The organism is Streptosporangium lutulentum, from assembly GCF_030811455.1.
In the GTDB taxonomy this organism is placed as follows: Bacteria; Actinomycetota; Actinomycetes; order Streptosporangiales; family Streptosporangiaceae; genus Streptosporangium; species Streptosporangium lutulentum.
In genome coordinates this window covers 6,082,090-6,097,554 of the sequence record NZ_JAUSQU010000001.1, presented here as the reverse complement: position 1 = coordinate 6,097,554, position 15,465 = coordinate 6,082,090, and the positions used below count along the sequence as shown (strand labels likewise).

General features: G+C 70.2%; 13 protein-coding genes. 5 read left to right on the top strand and 8 right to left on the bottom strand.

The features are described 5' to 3' along the window. Positions 1-23: 23 nt before the first annotated feature. Together J2853_RS27070 and J2853_RS27065 are read right to left on the bottom strand one after the other, a co-directional pair. Positions 24-1,061, bottom strand: a complete 1,038-nt coding sequence (locus J2853_RS27070) for a sulfite exporter TauE/SafE family protein (RefSeq protein ID WP_307562731.1) — start codon at positions 1,059-1,061, stop codon at positions 24-26. Between the two features lie 124 nt (positions 1,062-1,185). Next, positions 1,186-1,656 carry a Uma2 family endonuclease gene (locus tag J2853_RS27065; RefSeq protein ID WP_307562728.1) on the bottom strand — a complete coding sequence of 157 codons (471 nt, stop codon included), beginning with the start codon at positions 1,654-1,656 and terminating at the stop codon, positions 1,186-1,188. A 119-nt stretch (positions 1,657-1,775) separates the two neighbouring features. Here J2853_RS27065 and J2853_RS27060 point away from each other — a divergent pair, with 119 nt between their 5' ends. Together J2853_RS27060 and J2853_RS27055 are read left to right on the top strand one after the other, a co-directional pair. Continuing rightward, positions 1,776-2,969: an RNA-guided endonuclease InsQ/TnpB family protein gene (locus J2853_RS27060; protein WP_307562726.1), complete on the top strand. Its 1,194-nt coding sequence runs from the start codon at positions 1,776-1,778 to the stop codon at positions 2,967-2,969. Between the two features lie 431 nt (positions 2,970-3,400). Continuing rightward, entirely contained in the window at positions 3,401-5,149 is a 1,749-nt protein-coding gene (locus tag J2853_RS27055; protein WP_307562724.1) for a gamma-glutamyltransferase family protein, read from the top strand. Between the two features lie 209 nt (positions 5,150-5,358). Here the strand turns inward: J2853_RS27055 and J2853_RS27050 are convergent, their stop codons facing one another. Next, entirely contained in the window at positions 5,359-5,526 is a 168-nt protein-coding gene (locus J2853_RS27050; protein WP_307562722.1) for a hypothetical protein, read from the bottom strand. A gap of 145 nt (positions 5,527-5,671) precedes the next feature. Here J2853_RS27050 and J2853_RS27045 point away from each other — a divergent pair, with 145 nt between their 5' ends. Further along, entirely contained in the window at positions 5,672-6,424 is a 753-nt protein-coding gene (locus tag J2853_RS27045; RefSeq protein ID WP_307562721.1) for an SURF1 family protein, read from the top strand. A 46-nt stretch (positions 6,425-6,470) separates the two neighbouring features. After that, on the top strand, positions 6,471-6,788 hold the full coding sequence (locus tag J2853_RS27040; protein ID WP_307562719.1) for a DUF3817 domain-containing protein: 318 nt from the start codon (positions 6,471-6,473) through the stop codon (positions 6,786-6,788). 256 nt (positions 6,789-7,044) lie between these two features. Here the strand turns inward: J2853_RS27040 and J2853_RS27035 are convergent, their stop codons facing one another. Continuing rightward, positions 7,045-7,236 carry a tail-anchor membrane protein gene (locus J2853_RS27035; protein WP_307562717.1) on the bottom strand — a complete coding sequence of 64 codons (192 nt, stop codon included), beginning with the start codon at positions 7,234-7,236 and terminating at the stop codon, positions 7,045-7,047. Positions 7,237-7,706: 470 nt separating this feature from the next. Here J2853_RS27035 and J2853_RS27030 point away from each other — a divergent pair, with 470 nt between their 5' ends. Then, a complete protein-coding gene (locus tag J2853_RS27030) occupies positions 7,707-8,651 on the top strand; it encodes a winged helix-turn-helix transcriptional regulator (protein ID WP_307562715.1) in 945 nt (314 codons plus the stop codon). A gap of 43 nt (positions 8,652-8,694) precedes the next feature. Here the strand turns inward: J2853_RS27030 and J2853_RS27025 are convergent, their stop codons facing one another. From J2853_RS27025 to J2853_RS27010, 4 genes are all read right to left on the bottom strand, one after another. After that, positions 8,695-10,050, bottom strand: a complete 1,356-nt coding sequence (locus tag J2853_RS27025) for a serine/threonine-protein kinase (RefSeq protein WP_307562713.1) — start codon at positions 10,048-10,050, stop codon at positions 8,695-8,697. 93 nt (positions 10,051-10,143) lie between these two features. After that, a complete protein-coding gene (locus J2853_RS27020; protein WP_307562711.1) occupies positions 10,144-11,670 on the bottom strand; it encodes a serine/threonine-protein kinase in 1,527 nt (508 codons plus the stop codon). After that, positions 11,663-13,564 carry a protein kinase family protein gene (locus J2853_RS27015; RefSeq protein WP_307562708.1) on the bottom strand — a complete coding sequence of 634 codons (1,902 nt, stop codon included), beginning with the start codon at positions 13,562-13,564 and terminating at the stop codon, positions 11,663-11,665. Before J2853_RS27015 ends, J2853_RS27020 begins: the two co-directional genes overlap by 8 nt. After that, on the bottom strand, positions 13,561-15,135 hold the full coding sequence (locus J2853_RS27010) for a serine/threonine-protein kinase (protein WP_307562706.1): 1,575 nt from the start codon (positions 15,133-15,135) through the stop codon (positions 13,561-13,563). Before J2853_RS27010 ends, J2853_RS27015 begins: the two co-directional genes overlap by 4 nt. Positions 15,136-15,465: the final 330 nt, after the last annotated feature.

Genomic DNA, 15,465 nt, shown 5'->3' with positions numbered 1-15,465 from the left:
CCGACTTCGGTTCTCGGACGCGCTCAGCGGAAGGTGACGAAGCCCACGTACATTCCCATCGAACAGACATAGCGCAGCGATCCGGGAGGGCGCGGATCGAGCCGTACCGTGGCGGGCAGTGCCATGTCGCGGCCGTCGATCGTGAGCGTACGGGTGCAGCCGGGGGCGTCCCCGAGGTGGAATGCGATCTCGACGGGCACACCCGCGCGGGCGGTGACCACACCCGGCCGGTAACCGCGGCCGGTGGCCCAGACGTCGATCCGCTGGGTGCCGTCGGCGCGCACGGCCGCCGCCGCCGAGGGAGAGCCGCCGGAGCCGGGGAGCCAGCCGCCCAGGCTCAGCCCGGAGGTGACCGTCCAGATGCCGGTGGCCAGCGCGACGATCCCGGCCAGCGCCGCCAGCCTGGTCGTGGCGGCCCGTCGCAGGGCCAGCCCGAGCAGCGCGAACGCGGGAGCCGTCCCCACGACGAACCCGGCCATTACCGCCGCCCCGCCCAGCGCGGATCCGCTGGAGACCGCCACCACCTCCATGCTGAGCGTGACCCCGCAGGGCAGCAGGATCGTCGCCGCCCCCAGCAGCACGGCCCTGACCCCGGGAACGATCGCCCCGACCCCGGAGGCGATCGTTCTTCCACCGGGGACGGTCACGGGGGAGACGGCCCGGTGCGGGGCGCATCCGGCCGGCTCGCGACCGAACATGCGGACCCCGAAGACCATGACCGCGACCCCCGCCACGACGAGCAGCGCCGCCCTCACCTCGGGTCCCAGCTGTACGGCGGAGCCGGCCAGGCCGAGCAGCGCCCCGGCCACCAGGTGCGAGCCGGATCGCCCGGCGAGGAACAGCGAGACGGCCGCCGGACCCGACGGCTCCCGGGACGTGCGGCGGCTCCCGTCGCAGGCCGGGCCTCCACGGGAGACGAGCCCGGCGAGCAGGCCCCCCTGCACGGCCGTACACGAGGCCGTGCCGGCCACCAGCCCGGCGGCGAGTCCTCCGGCGAACAGCGCGGCCGGGCCCGCGCTCAGCGGACGGCCAGAGTCGCGATCCAGATCCCCACGGACCAAAGCTAACTACGCCAGATGGGAACCGACAGTACCAATATATTCACTTTGTGCTTGGATCATGCTGCCCGGACGGTACGGCCACGAGGCGCCGCCCCTCGACACAGTGTGCGCCGTACGGACCTCGTCACGCCTTGCCCAGGGCCTTCTCGAAGACCGACGTCTCCAGGGTGAAACCGACCGGATCGGGGATGTGCAGCGGAGAGCCCACCGCGACGCGGGTGGAAGTCCGGTACTCCCCCTCCTTCGGGTCGCTGAGGACCGTCACGGTGGCGGGCGCGGCCACGGGGTCGATGAGGAGCGTCACGGGGACCAGCCCGGAGGCGTAGATGCCGGGCTTGCGGTCACGGTCGTCGACGACGCTCCCGGGCGACACGATCTCGGCGACCATGAGCAGGCCGGAGGAGAGCAGCTCGCGGGTGCCCCCGCGCGGGCAGTCGGCGGGAGCCAGGACGAAGTCGGGCTCGACCGGATCGCGGGGCCCGTCGATGCAGACGTCGACGTTGCCACTGAAACCGTCCCACCCCCTTTCCTCAATGAGCGGAAGGAGAGCGCTGTAAAGGCGCATCGCGATTCTGGCGTGCTCGGGGGTGCCCACCGGGCTCACCGGGCACTTGCAGCGTGGAGGTCTCGTCCTTCAGGGCGGGCAGGAAACGCGGAACGGTCACCCATGGTGGTCTCCGGTTTCTGTCGGTGAGAATCGGTAGGTTGCTCGGTGTGTCCCGCTACCGGCTGCACCCCTCGCCCACCCAGGAGGCGGCGTTGCTGGAGCACTGCGGGCACGCCCGGTATGTGTGGAATCTGGCGGTGGAGCAGCACGCCCACTGGCGGGGCGGGCGTGCGCCGGCGCCGGGGTTCGCCGAGCAGTGCCGTCAGCTCACCGAGGCCCGCGACGCCTGCGCGTGGCTGGCCGCCGGGTCGATCATCGTCCAGCAGCAGGCACTGAAGGACTTCCACCAGGCCATGGCGAACTTCTTCGGCAAAACCCACCGGCGGCCGAGGTGGCGTCGGCGCGGTCGTGGTGAGGGGTTTCGGATCGTCGCGGTCAAACCGGGTGATGTGCGCCGCCTCTCCCGGAAGGTCGGCCAGGTGCGCATCCCCAAGGTGGGCTGGGTGCGGTTCCGGTGGTCGCGCCCCGTGGGGGAGGCCAAGTCCTTCCGGGTCACCCGGGATGCGGCGGGGCGCTGGCATGTGGCGTTCGCGATCGTTCCCGCGCCGGTCCCCGGACCGGGGACGGGTGCGGCCGTTGGGGTGGATCGGGGTGTGGTGGTGTCGGCGACGTTGTCCACCGGTGAGCCGCTGACCGTTCCCACCTTGAGCCAAGGGCAGAAGAAGCGACTGCTGCGACTGCAGCGCGCCCTGGCTCGGGCCAAGCCCGGGTCCAAGCGCCGCGCCAAGGTCAAGACCGCGATCGCGAGGTTGAAAGCCCGGGAGGGTGATCGGCGCAAGGACTGGGTGGAGCAGACCAGCACCGATCTGGCCCGCCGGTTCGACGTGATCGGCGTCGAGGACCTGAAGATTTCCGCGATGACCCGGTCGGCGAAAGGCACTCTGGAGGCGCCGGGCCGGAAGGTGCGGCAGAAGGCGGGATTGAACCGGGGCATTTTGGCCAGCGGGTGGGGGCGGTTGGCGGTCCGGCTGGAGCACAAGGCCCCGGGCCGGGTGTGGAAGATCGATCCGCGGTATACGTCGCAGACCTGTAACGCCTGCAAGCACATCGCCCGGGAGAGTCGTGAGAGCCAAGCGCTTTTCTCGTGCGTGGCGTGCGGGCATCGGGACAACGCTGACGTCAACGCGGCGAAGAACCTTCGAGATACCGCCGAGGGATATGCGGTGGCTGCGCGGGGAGGCTCGCCGTTGGGCGGGCCGGTGAACCGCGAACCTCAACGTGATCTTCTCCTGGTGGGGTAGGTGCCGTTGGAATCTTCTGCCTTCAGGCAGAGGAGGATGTCAATATCAATCTCCCGTCGATGACTTCGGTCCGCAGCCCGGGAAGCTGCGGAAGCGCGTCGAAGAGCTCGCGCGCCGTACCCGGCAAGGGCTTGGACTCGGTCTCGGGTGAAGGCCGCAGAACCGCGTGGCTCCGTCGCGATGTCATGACCATGATCGTATGCCCCTCCGTGTTCCGGTGAACACGTTGAGTGTCCCATTCGAGGTGGTGGTGTACGAGGGTTTTTGCCGGGATGCCGGTGGATCGACCCGGCCGTCGTCCGGGGAGACGGGGGAGGCGGGGGAGACTACATCGCCGGTCGTGGGGAACGGTCGATACGTCAGGCGGCTGAATCGTCAGAGAGGGGCTGACAAGACGGACAGGCTGAGTCAAGCTGTCTGCGGGAGGCCTAATGATCACTCATCGCATCGCCGTTCCCCTTGCCGGAATCCTGGCCGGGACCTCTTTCCTGTTCGTGCAACCCGCGGTGGCGTCGCCACCCGGGGTGGAGAAGAAACCCGTCGCCGAAGGGTACGGCGGAGCGGTTTCGACCGTCGACCTGGACGCGAGCAAGGTCGCGTTGGGCGTGCTGCGCCAGGGCGGCAACGCGATGGACGCGGCGGTCGCCGCGGCGGCCACGCTCGGTGTGACCGAACCTTATTCTGCGGGGTTGGCCGGGGGCGGGTTCATCGTCTACTACGACGCGCGGAACAAGAAGGTCCACACGATCGACGGCCGTGAGACGGCGCCGCGGGCGATGGGCCCGACGTCTTTGGAGGGCATCCCGTTCGAGGAGGCCGTGACCAGCGGGCTGTCCGCCGGAGTGCCGGGCAGTGTGGCGCAGTGGGAGCTGGCGCTGCGCAGGTTCGGCACGCTCTCGTTGAAGAGGGCGCTCGACCCCGCGATCGAGGTCGCCTCGAAGGGGTTCAAGATCGATCAGACCTTCTACGACCAGACCGCCTCCAACGCCGCCCGGTTCAAGGACTTCACCTCCACCGCGAAGCTCTACCTTCCCGGTGGCGCCCCGCCGCCGGTCGGGTCCACGTTCCGCAACCCCGAGCTGGCCGAGACCTACCGGCAGCTCGGCAAACGTGGTGGTGACTGGCTGTACAAGGGGTCTCTCGGCGCGGAGGTCGTGGCCACGGTGAAGACTCCGCCGGTCACGCCCGGGTCCACCCGCAAGGTGCGGCCGGGCCTGATGGAGGCGTCCGACCTGAGGGCCTACCGCGCGCTCGAACGGCCGCCCACGAAGATGACCTACAAGGGCATGGACGTGTACGGCATGGCGCCCCCGTCCTCGGGCGGTTCGACGGTCGGCGAGGCGCTCAACATCCTCGAAGCCCTGCCCAGGGTCGGCCTGCACGAGTATCTGGAGGCGTCCCGGCTCTCCTTCGCCGATCGGGGCAAGTACGTCGGCGACATCCCCGGGGTGCCGTTGAAGGAACTGCTGTCCGACGGGTTCGCCAAGGAGCGCTCCTGCCTGATCGGCGAGCGGGCGATGCCCAACCCGGCCCCGCCGGGCGACCCCGACGGGAGGTACGGGCCCTGCCCGGCCGCGCCGTCGGTGAAGGCCACCGAGACGCCCGCCGAAGGCCCCGAGACCACCCACCTGGTCGTGACCGACCGGTGGGGCAACGTGGTCGCCTACAACATCACGATCGAGTCGACCGGCGGCAACGGCATCGTCGTTCCCGGCCGGGGGTTCCTGCTCAACAACGAGCTGACCGACTTCACCTTCGGCCCCGCCCCCGGCGACCCGAACCTGCCCGCGCCCGGTAAGCGGCCCCGCTCGTCGATGGCCCCGACGATCGTCCTGGCGGACGGCAAGCCGCTGCTCGCGCTGGGTTCGCCCGGTGGCGCCACGATCATCACGACCGTGTTGCAGATCCTGGCCAACCGCTGGGACTTCGGCATGTCCCTGCCCGAGGCGCTGGCCGCTCCTCGCGCCAGCCAGCGCAACACCGCCCAGACCCAGGCCGAGCAGGGCTTCATCGACCGCTACGGGGCCGAGCTGACGCTCAGGGGGCACAGTTTCGCGCCGACCCCCGAGATCGGTGCGGCCACCGCCATCGAGTTCCTTCGCCACGGCAGGATCCAGGCGGTGGCCGAACCCGTCAGGAGGGGTGGCGGCAGCGCCCTGGTGATGAGCGAGCGCAGGTAGGGCCGTCGCCGCTGACCAGCGGATCCGCTGGTCAGCGGCGACCACTGCCGGTGCGGACCGGAACCTTGAGGGCCGGGGGGAGCACGACAGGAGCGGTCATCCGCTGGAGGCCGTACTCCATGCCGGGTCCGGGCAACACAAAAAGCCAGGTCTGGGAAACACGAAAAGCGCCGAGGGCGGTGCCGTCGGCGCTGTCGGTTGTTTGACTGTTAGAGCAGCAGGTACGCGGCGATGACGACGATGACCAGCACCGCGACGACCGCCACTATCGGCAGGGTGTACGACCGCTTCTGGGGGACGGCCTCCGCCTCCTTCCCCTGCGCGAACGCACGAAACGCCTGGGTGTTACCTGCTGGGTCAATCTGAGGATCAGACATGCGTCGACTTTAGCGACATCAGGGGCCTTCTCAACACCAGTTTGTGACACTTTCGCGGATACTTCATGCCCCGTGAGGCCTTCGCGGAGGGTTGAGGTGCGGTACTGCGGAGAGGACCGAGGTGCAGGGCGGATAGCGTGGTGTCATGTTCCGGATCCTTTTCTCTCCGCGCGTGGTGGCGCTCCACCTGATCGCGATAGGAGCGCTTGTCGCGTGCGGGCTGCTGGGCCGCTGGCAGCTCGGCGTTTTCGAGGATTCCGGTAAGCCTCACGCGGTGCTCGATCCCGCGCCGGTGGCGGTCGGCACTCTCACGGTGCCCGGCAGGCAGATGACGACCGACGCGGTCAGCCGTCAGGTGACGGCGGAGGGGACCTTCGACGCGTCGAAGCAGCTCCTGGTGGCCGAGCGCGACAACGGTCTGTGGCTGCTCGCCCCGCTCGACCTCGGCGACGGCACCTCGATCCCCGTCGTGCGCGGGTGGGTGGCCACGGCAGACGATCCGGCCATCGCCGTGCCGTCGGGCAAGGTGACGGTCACCGGGCGGCTGCAGCCCTCGGAGAACCTCGACACCGTGGTGAGCCGGCCCCGGCAGCTTCCTCCCGGGCAGGTGATGACCGTGTCGTCGGGCGAACTGATCAACGTGTGGCGGGGCGTGAAGCTGCGCAACGGGTATGTGGTGGCCACCGGGCAGTCCCCCGCTCCGGCCGTCGCCGTCAAGCCGGTGAGCGTGGCCGCCCCGACAGAGCCCGGCGGGTTCACCTGGCGCAATCTCGCCTATGCCGCCCAGTGGTGGATCTTCGGGCTGTTCGCGGTCTTCATGTGGTGGCACTTCGTCCGTGACGCCCTGCAAGGCCGTACGGACGAGCAGAATCGCAAGCCCGAACCGGCCGCCGCGTGAGTCCCCGACGTATCGTTACCGTGCCCGAACTCCCAGACCGAGGTAGATGACCGTGGAATCCGCCCTCAAGCCCTTTCGCGTCCTGGCGTATATCGTCGGCACGATGCTGCTCGTCCTGTGCACCTGCATCGTGCTCAGGTACGGCTTCGGCATCGACCAGCCCTCAAAGATCGTTTCCCCGATCCACGGCTTCCTCTACATGCTCTACCTGGTGGCCACGATGAACCTGGGCATGAAGTCCCGCTGGTCGTGGCAGTACATCGTGGGCGTGATGCTCGCGGGCACCGTGCCGTTTCTGTCGTTCGTGTTCGAGCGGAAGGTCACCCGGCGCGTGGAGACCGAGCTCGCCGCCTCACCGGCCTGACCGGAGCGTCGCCTGACCGGCTGGGCCTCTGAACGGCCCAGCCTTTGAGCGGCCCAGGCTTCGAGCGGTCCGGCCTTTGCGCGGCCCGGCCTTCGGGCGGCCCGAAGCCCTTGACCGGTTCGGCTCCGGGGCGGCCCGGGCCCTGATCGATCTGATCTGGGGCCTCACCCGTCCTCGACGTGGGCTACGGGCTTCGTGAGGGCATGCCGGGTGCCCGCCCCCCCGAGTGAGGGACGGGCGTGTGGCATGCGCCGGCTCAGCGGCCGAGGCCGCGCCTGCGAGCGCGCTTGAGCCGCTCGCGCTGGGACGGGTCGAGCATCATGTATCCGATGACCGGGGCGGCGATGACGCCCAGGACGACCAGCAGGGTCACGAGACCCGGCAGGAAGATCCAGGACAGGAACACCACGGCCCCGGCGCCGATCGCGTACTTCTGGATGGGCGACATCCTCAACATCCTCCGAACGCGGGGCGGACGCCCCATCTGTTGTTCATTGTGCGTCGTCCGTACAACGTGTGGGCCCACCGCCAGGGTTCCAGCCGAGATATATCGTGATTATCCGATCGTCGCCGTGAGGGCGTGACGCCGTCCGGCGGCCGCGAGGCCGGTCCGTCCTGAGGGAAGACGCTGTTGAGATCCCTCGGAGTCCCCGGGGCGACCGCGGACCTCCGGTCCATGATCTTGGTTCGGGCCGGCGCGCGGACATCCGGCGGGCACGGATTCGGCCTGTCCGATTCACCCATTGTCACCGGGGGTTTTCGGAAGACGCCGACGGCCGCGAGGAAAGAAGTTAGCGCATCAATGGGCGTTTCGCGGTGATCGTTTTACGGAAGAGTAAGGAAAGCTGTCTAAGCCGACCGGGACTGGCTGGTTTGGCGCTTCGCCGGCGACCACGGCGACCATGGGGAGGAAAGGCTGTGAACGGCGCTGAGCAGGAGCCGGCGAGAGCCGAGCTCAGTGCGATCGGGCAGGCGCTGGCGATCCTGGGGGATCGATGGGTGCTGCTGATCCTGCAGCGGGCGTTCCTCCTGCGGATCCGGACCTTCGCCGCGTGGCGGGACGCGCTGGGCATCTCCGAGTCGGTGCTCGCCTCCAGGCTCAAGGAGCTGGTCGGCCACGGGATCTTCCAGCTGGCCGCCTACCGGAACGGCCGGACCCGCTACGAATACCGGCTGACCGGGCGGGGACTGCGGTTGTGGGCGCTGCTGGTGGCCATCCACACGTGGGAGCGGGTCTGGGCGAACCGGAGGCAGCTGCAGCCGCTCCGCCACGACCTGTGCGGCGAGGACGCGAACCCGTACCTCGGGTGCGGTTCCTGTTTGGCCTCGATGAGCGCCCGTGACACCCGGACCGAGTTCGGCCCGCGGGCCGTCTTCTCCCGGAGCGGCCCGTCCCGCCGCCACCGCCGCACGGTCCACCCCGTCGCGGAGTCCGATCTGATCGGCTACTGCCCGGATTCGATGGAGATCCTCGGCGACCGCTGGAGCACGAGCATCCTCTCCGCGGCCTTCCTGGGCACTCACCGCTTCGTCGACTTCCAGTCGGAGCTCGGCATCGCGCCCTCGGTGCTCACCGACCGCCTGCGCCGCTTCGTCGAGCTCGGCGTCTTCGACCCCCGCCCCGACGGCTCCTACGGTCTCACCGACAAGGGCCTGGCCTTCTTCGAGGTCTTCGCCTTCCTGGTCGACTGGGCCCAGGGCGAGCTTCCCGGCCCCGAGGGATCGGCCCTGTCCATCACCCACAGGCCGTGCGGCGCCGCGTTCGACCCCGTCCTGCTGTGCACGGCCTGCGTCCGGCCACTCCGGCGCCACGAGGTCCGCTTCATTTTGTCCGGAGAAGGAACCGCGGAGACAGCCCGGTGATCAGCATCGGTGAGCTTGTTCTATTGGACGAGGAGATGTCTGCTCACCTCTGGCGAGCCAGCGCTTCCGCGATCCACTTCGCCGCGTCGATCGCGCCTTTCTCCGTCTGACCCGAACTGTTCGGGCCCGCGCCACGCTGATATTCAATCGAGACCAGCAGATTACTCACCCGGACGACGACCGCCACGGCGTGTTCCTCGCTCGTGTCGAGCGTTCCGGTGTAAGCCTCCTGACCGACTCCACGGACAGGGGCGGGCGGGGTTCGGGTAGCGCCCGCGGTGTCAGTCCCGGTGGACAGTCTCGCCGACGCGAGACGGTCTGTGAAGGCTTTGTGTGCCCTCTGTCTTCCAGGTTCGTCATTCTGGGTGGGAAAGATCGCGATCTCGTAAGAGATCAGGTGATTGAGATTCTCCGGCTGGCCATCGTTAGCTGCTCCCCAGCCGCATTTGGTGGAGGTTTCGGTGAAGGGGTTGGCAGTCTTGAGATAGAGCTTTTCCAGCTGCTCCTTCGACAGCAGACCGCAGGGTCGCGGGATCGCACGGAACGATGCGGGCTCGGCCATTGGAGTCGGCTCCATGGCCGGAAGCGTGAGGTCGGCTGAGCGGGGCCAGAGCCAGAAGGTGGCGCCTCCCAGGACCAGGACGGCGGTGACGGCCGCGGCGACGACGAGGGGGCCGCGGCGGGGGCCCTGCCGGGCGGGGCGAGGAGCGATCCTCTCCAGCGTCAGCCGGACCGAGGTGGCGTCGGGGTGGCGGACGGGCTCTGTGGCCAGCAGCTCGTCCAGCAGCGGGGTCAGCGGGCCCGAGCGGGTCGATCCGGTGACGGGATCGGCCAGGGGGGTTCCGTCCGCCATGCGGAGACCGGCGTGGGGCCCGGTGTCCGGCATCCGGCCCTCGACGGCGGCGAACAGGGTGACGCCCAGGTCGCGCAGCTCGTCGGGGGGAACGGGGGAGGCGATGCCGGTCAGGACGACCCGGCCGCCGGGGGTCAGCAGCACGGCGTCGGGGGTGGCGGCGAGGTGAACGCCCCGCTCATGGGCGGCGGCCAGGGCGTCCAGCACGCGCAGGCCGATCTCGGCCGCGCGCTCCGGGGCGAACGGGCCGTCGGCGCGGACCGTCTGGAGCAGTGAACGGCCCTCGACCGACTCCAGGACCAGCCACATCCGGTCGGGAGTGGAGACCACGTCGTGGAGGGCGGTGATGCCGGGATGCCGCAGACCGGCCGTGGCGCGGATCTGGCCGAGGAGCCGGTCGCGGTACGGGCCCGGGGGCGGGAGCCGTACCTCGGAGATCGTGACGTCGCGGTGGAGCAGCTCGTCACGCGAGCGCCAGCTCGTTCCGGTGGGGTCCCGGCGCTCCAGCATGCGGTACCGCCCGGCGAGGAGGCCGGAATCGCTCATACCGGTCGCCTCGCCCGTGCCGGTCGTGCTCTCCCCGCCTGGCTGCTCGCCCCCGCCGGTCGTCCCGTCGCGGTTCGCGTGACGCGAGAGTCCTCAGTCACGGCTGTTCAGCTCCTCGGAGACCTGACGGGCGACGTGCAGGGCGTGCCGGCGTAGCTCGGTGCTCGCCCGTTCGCCCTTCTCCGACACGTTGACCTGGATCAGCAGGTTGCTCACCCGGAAACGAATGATCGCGTTGACCTGGTCCAGGGCGACGCTGTCGTAGGAGAACGACTCCGCCCCGACCCGGCCCACGTTCCTCAGCGGGCCGGTCGAGCCGAGAAGGCCGGTTCCCTCGTCGGCGACGATCGCGGTGCGCTCGGCGATGAAGAACGTGTGGGCCGCGTCGGGGCCGCTCTTCCCCGGTACGGAGCCCTTGTGACCGACGGCGATCCGGAGGGTGCGCTTGTCGGCCTTGTCGTTGTCCCAGAAACAGTACGGTTCACCGTCGGCCGGCTCCATAAGTATCGGGGACGAGTCCGGCACCACGAGCAGGCTCTGAGGCTTGGTCAGCAGGGTGCACGGGTCGGGAGCGGTGGGGAACCGTCCGGCACGGGGGTCGGGGGCGCTCGGCGAGGCCGTGGGCGTCGCCGGCTCGTCGAGGGTCGACAGAAGCACGGCTCCGGCGGCCCCGGCCGCGACCACCGCCAGCGCGGCCCCGGCGATCAGCCCGGTGCGGCGTGGCCTCGGTGGCGAGGTCCGCGCGTGCGGCGCGGTCGTTCCCTCCTGCGGCCCGGTCGTCGGCAGCGGCTCCGGGAGAAGCCCCTGGGCGACCTGGTGCAGGGCGGCGCGGAGCCAGGACTCCCGGGGACGCTGTCTGGGGTCCTTGGCCAGTACGGCGAGCAGCACGGGTGCCAGGGTCGCCGCCCGGGAGGGGAACGGGGTCTCCTGGGTGAGCACCGCTCCGAGGGTCGCCACCGGGGTGTCCCGCTGGAAGGGGCCCCGGCCCTCGACGGCCGCGTACAGGGTGGCGCCCAGGGACCACAGGTCGGCGGCCGGGCCGTCGCCGGTGCCGCGCAGCCGTTCGGGGGCGATGTAACCGGGGGAGCCGACCAGCGCGTCCGGCGAGGTGAGCTGGACCTCGCCCTCAAGCGTGGCGATGCCGAAGTCGGTCAGCAGCACCCCGCCGTCCTGGGCGAGCATGATGTTGGCCGGTTTCACGTCCCGGTGCACGATGCCCCGGCTGTGCGCGAGGGCCAGCGCGTCGAGCACGGCCAGCCCGATCGCGGCCACCCATCGGGGCGGGAGCGGTCCGTCCGCGCGCATCGCCTGGCCCAGTGACCGGCCCCTGACCAGGTCCATCACGATCCACGGGCGACCGTCCTGCGCGATGACGTCATGCACGGCCACGATGGACGGATGGCTCAGCCGGGCGGCGGCGCGAGCCTCGCGGAGGGTGCGCTCTCGCATCTCGACGCGATGCGCCTCGGGCAGGTGCGGGTCGATCCGCACCTCCTTGATCGCCACCTCGCGGTGGAGCAGCTCGTCGCGAGCCTGCCAGACCACGCCCATCCCGCCCTCCCCGAGGCGTTCGAGCGCGCGGTATCGGCCCGCGAGCACCGGGAGTGACGGGTCAGCCATGGGTTTTCAGGGACTCGGTGATCCAGCGGGCGACCTTCTCCGCGTTCGCCGCGATCCTGCCGTTGGAGTCCGTCTTGACGCCACCCCGCTCGTACTCGACCTCGGCGACCAGGTTGCTGACCCGGAAGACCACGGTCACCTTGTAGGACCCTCCGTACAGATTGATCGTGTTGTAGCTGCCGAAGGAGAAGGCCCCCTCGCCTATCCCCTTCAGGTCCTTGGGCGGGGCGGGCTTCGGGGTGGTGAACTCGACCTTTTCCGCGAAGTCGCTTTTCTTGCCGGACAGATACTCCTTGGCCCTCGCCAGCTCGGAGCCGTCCTGCTTCTGGGCGACCAGCCGTACGCGCAGGTCGAACTTCTCCACGCTCGGCTTGCGCCAGTCGTGCGAGTTGAGCCAGTTGCACTCGGAGACCTCGACCTCCGAGCTCTTGAACCCCGGAACGACCTCGGCGGCCTGCTTGTCGTCGAGCAGGCTGCACGCCCTGGGCGCGGCGGCGAAGAGTCCCTTGGCCCCGGGAGCGGCCGCGTCGGCGGCGGGGTCGTTCTCGTCCGCGCCGCCGAGCGTCTGGGGGAGCAGGATGCCGATGGTGACCGCCATGGCGACGAGCAGGACGCCGGTCAGCGCCACGATGGGGCGGGGCACGAGCACTCCGGTGCGCAGACCGGAGCGTTCGGTGGGGCCGGTCGGCGACGGGGAGGCGAGGGGGATGTCACGCCTTGTGCCGGTGCCCGGGGCCGGCTCACGTGAGGGGGGATCGTCCGGGAGGGACGAATCGCCGGGGGAGGGCAGAGCGGAGAGGAGCGTCGGGTTGTGGAGGGTGGAGGTCTGCTCGTGGAGGGCCGGCGAGATGGACGCGGTCGCCTCGGAGCCGCCGGGTCCGGACGTTCCGGGCGCGCTGCCGGAGCCGAGGGGATCGGACGTCTCGGGTGCCTGGGGAGTGAGGGGTTCGGAGGCGCCTGAGGTTCTGAGGCCGTAGGGCGTCGCGTCACCGTTGAAGGGGCCGGACGTGCCGGAGATCCTCAGGTTGAACGGCGCGGTGTCGGGACCGAAGCCTCCGGACGCCTCGGGGCCGGAAGGCGGTGTGGTCTCGGGGCCGGAGGGCGCGGAAGCGGACGCCTCGGACCCGAACGACCTGGGGGGCGGGGGGAACGCGGCGGGGCCGGGCAGCGGAGGAGCCGGCAGCGGCGACGGGGACCTCTCCCCGAACGGGGGCGCGAACGGTTCCCCGAACGGCGAGGGAGATCTCTCCCCGAACGGCGGAGCGAACGGTTCCCCGAACGAAGGGGGCGGCTCCGCGAGCGGCGAGGTGAACGGCTCCGCGAACGGCGGAGGGAACGAGTCCACGGAGGACGACAGGGGCGAGGGCTCGGCGCGGGTGTGCGCGATGTCGAGCAGGGTGCTGCGCACGATCCCCGGAGCGGGCCGTTGCGTGGGATCTCCCGACAGCAGGCCGAACAGGATGGGGGCGATCGGGCCCGCGTTGTTCAGGGCGCCGCCGGGTGCCGGCGGGTGGCCCTCGACGGCGGTGTAGAGGGTCGCGCCGAGTGACCACAGGTCGGCGGCGGGGCTCGTCACCCCCTCGGGAGCGGTGAAGGCCGGGGAGGGAAGGTTCGGCCCGGTGAGGATGATCTGGTCGTAGGGACCGAGCAGCACCGAGCCCGGCCGTACGTCACCGTGGAGCATCCCGCGGTTGTGCACGGCCACAAGCTGGTCCAGCACGGCCAGGCCGACCACGGCGGCCCGTTGCGGCGGCATCGGCCCGAGCCGTCCGATCAGCTGTTCCAGCGAGGCCTGCTCCAGTACCGACGGGACCTCCGCTCCGGCCTCGGGCCTGAGATCCGTGGGACCGCCGGCGTGCCTGCCCTGCGATCGGGGGGTGTCTGGATGGTTCATCCGCCAGCCTTCTGCTTGTTCAGCGCGTTCGCGACCCAGACGGCGGCGGTGTGGGCACCCGCCTGGACCGCGGGGCCGTCCTTGCTGCCGTCCACCACCGTGTAGGCGACGTCGACGACCAGGTTGTCGACGCGAAAGACCACGTGGCTCTGTTCGAGCCTGCCGGTCTTCCGGTTTTCGTAGAAGTCATAGCCGAAAGCCTCGCTTCCGGCTGGTTTGACCGGTAGCGGACCCGTGGAGCGGGCGGAGCGGATGCCGGCGTCGATGTCCGACCAGCTCCAGGCGACCTGGCCGTTGGGGATAACGTTGTTGCGTTCGTTCACGAACAGCTCGTGAGCCTGGCGCGGGCTCTTGCCCCACTGCTTGTTCAGACCCGAGGGGCTCATCTCCAGTCCCATGCCGCTGATCACCCACTGGCAACCACCGGTGCTGGTCGGCTCTCCCTCGGACGTGAGCGCCGGGAGCAGTTGCCTGACGTCGGCGACGGGAAGCAGCTTGCACATGTCCACAGGGGTGGTGAAGGCGCCCGGTTTCTCGCTGAACGTGACGGGCTTCTCGACGGGTGCCGGGTCCGCGGACAGATGGACCACGCCCATCGTGGCCCCGATGACCACCGCGACCACTCCCACCTCGACGGCGGCCCACAGCGCCGCGCCCCTGGGCTGGACGACGCCGCGGAGGGCGGGGGCCGGCTGCGGGCGGTGCGGCGCGGGCACGAACGCGGGGGCGGGGGCGGGGGCGGTGGCCGGGTGTCCGGTGGCGACCTCTCCCAGAACGCGCGACACGGTGTCGAAGGACGGCCGGGCCTCGGGCAGGGGGTCGAGCATGAGCATGAGCAGCGGGCCCAGCGCGCCCGCTCGCTCGGGCGGTCTGGCGGGTTCGGTGAGCACCCGGTTGATCACCGCGATGGAGGTCGCGGCCGGATGCGGCGGCAGGCCCTCGATGGCGAAGTAGAGGGTCGCGCCGAGTGACCACAGGTCGGAGGCGGGACTGCCGCGCTCGCCGCGCAGGCGTTCGGGGGCGACGTAGTTGGGTGTGCCGACCAGGTGGCCGGTGCGCCCGGAGGTGGCCTCGCCGTCGACGACGGCGAGGCCGAAGTCGGTGAGGATCGCCCTGCCCGCCCTGGTGAGGAAGACGTTGCCCGGGTTGACGTCGCGGTGCAGCAGCCCGGCGGAATGTGCGGCGGCGAGCGCGCTGAGGATACCCACGCCGACCCTGGCCGCCTGGTGGACCGGCAGCGGCCGTCGTTCGCGGACGGTCTGTTCCAGGGTCGCGCCCGACAGCCGCTCCATGACGAGCCAGGGCCGATCCTGCTCGATGATCACGTCGTGGACGGTGACGATCGACGGGTGCTTGAGCCGGGCGGCCAGGTTGGCCTCCCGGAGCGCGGCGACGTAGATCTCCTGCCGTTGGACGGGGCCGAGGTCCGGCGGGAGCCGTATCTCCTTGACCGCCACGTCACGGCCGAGCGTCTCGTCGGCGGCGAGCCACACGGTGCCCGTCCCGCCCTCGGCGAGGGGGTTGAGCAGCCGGTAGCGGCCTGCCAGCACTCGAGTGTCGATCCCGCTCACCCCGTTCGCTATCTGATCGCGGACAGCAACATAGTCACTTAGCGGCATATGGACCAATGAAGAGGGATCCTCTTATGGGTCTTATGTCTCTTACGCCCCTTAGATCCGGCATCTTCGGCGTTCGATGCTTCTCCGTGGGGCGGCAGGCGCCGGATCTCAGGCGGTCGCCGGAGGCCGGGCCGGTGCTTTCGAACGTTCCACGGTGCCGGGTGCGGCCGCTTCCGTGCTCGATGGACTCATTGACCTCTGACTCCGTGTGGGTAGGCGCTGACGTCGACCACTTCGTCACGATACGACGGGAGAGTATCCAGTTGATGCAGAAATGAAGGC

Coding starts and splice junctions, on each gene's coding strand:
- J2853_RS27055 (WP_307562724.1), top strand. CDS start 3,401: ATGATCACTCATCGCATCGCCGTTCCCCTTGCCGGAATCCTGGCCGGG.
- J2853_RS27050 (WP_307562722.1), bottom strand. CDS start 5,526: ATGTCTGATCCTCAGATTGACCCAGCAGGTAACACCCAGGCGTTTCGT.
- J2853_RS27045 (WP_307562721.1), top strand. CDS start 5,672: ATGTTCCGGATCCTTTTCTCTCCGCGCGTGGTGGCGCTCCACCTGATC.
- J2853_RS27040 (WP_307562719.1), top strand. CDS start 6,471: ATGACCGTGGAATCCGCCCTCAAGCCCTTTCGCGTCCTGGCGTATATC.
- J2853_RS27035 (WP_307562717.1), bottom strand. CDS start 7,236: ATGTCGCCCATCCAGAAGTACGCGATCGGCGCCGGGGCCGTGGTGTTC.
- J2853_RS27025 (WP_307562713.1), bottom strand. CDS start 10,050: ATGAGCGATTCCGGCCTCCTCGCCGGGCGGTACCGCATGCTGGAGCGC.
- J2853_RS27020 (WP_307562711.1), bottom strand. CDS start 11,670: ATGGCTGACCCGTCACTCCCGGTGCTCGCGGGCCGATACCGCGCGCTC.
- J2853_RS27015 (WP_307562708.1), bottom strand. CDS start 13,564: ATGAACCATCCAGACACCCCCCGATCGCAGGGCAGGCACGCCGGCGGT.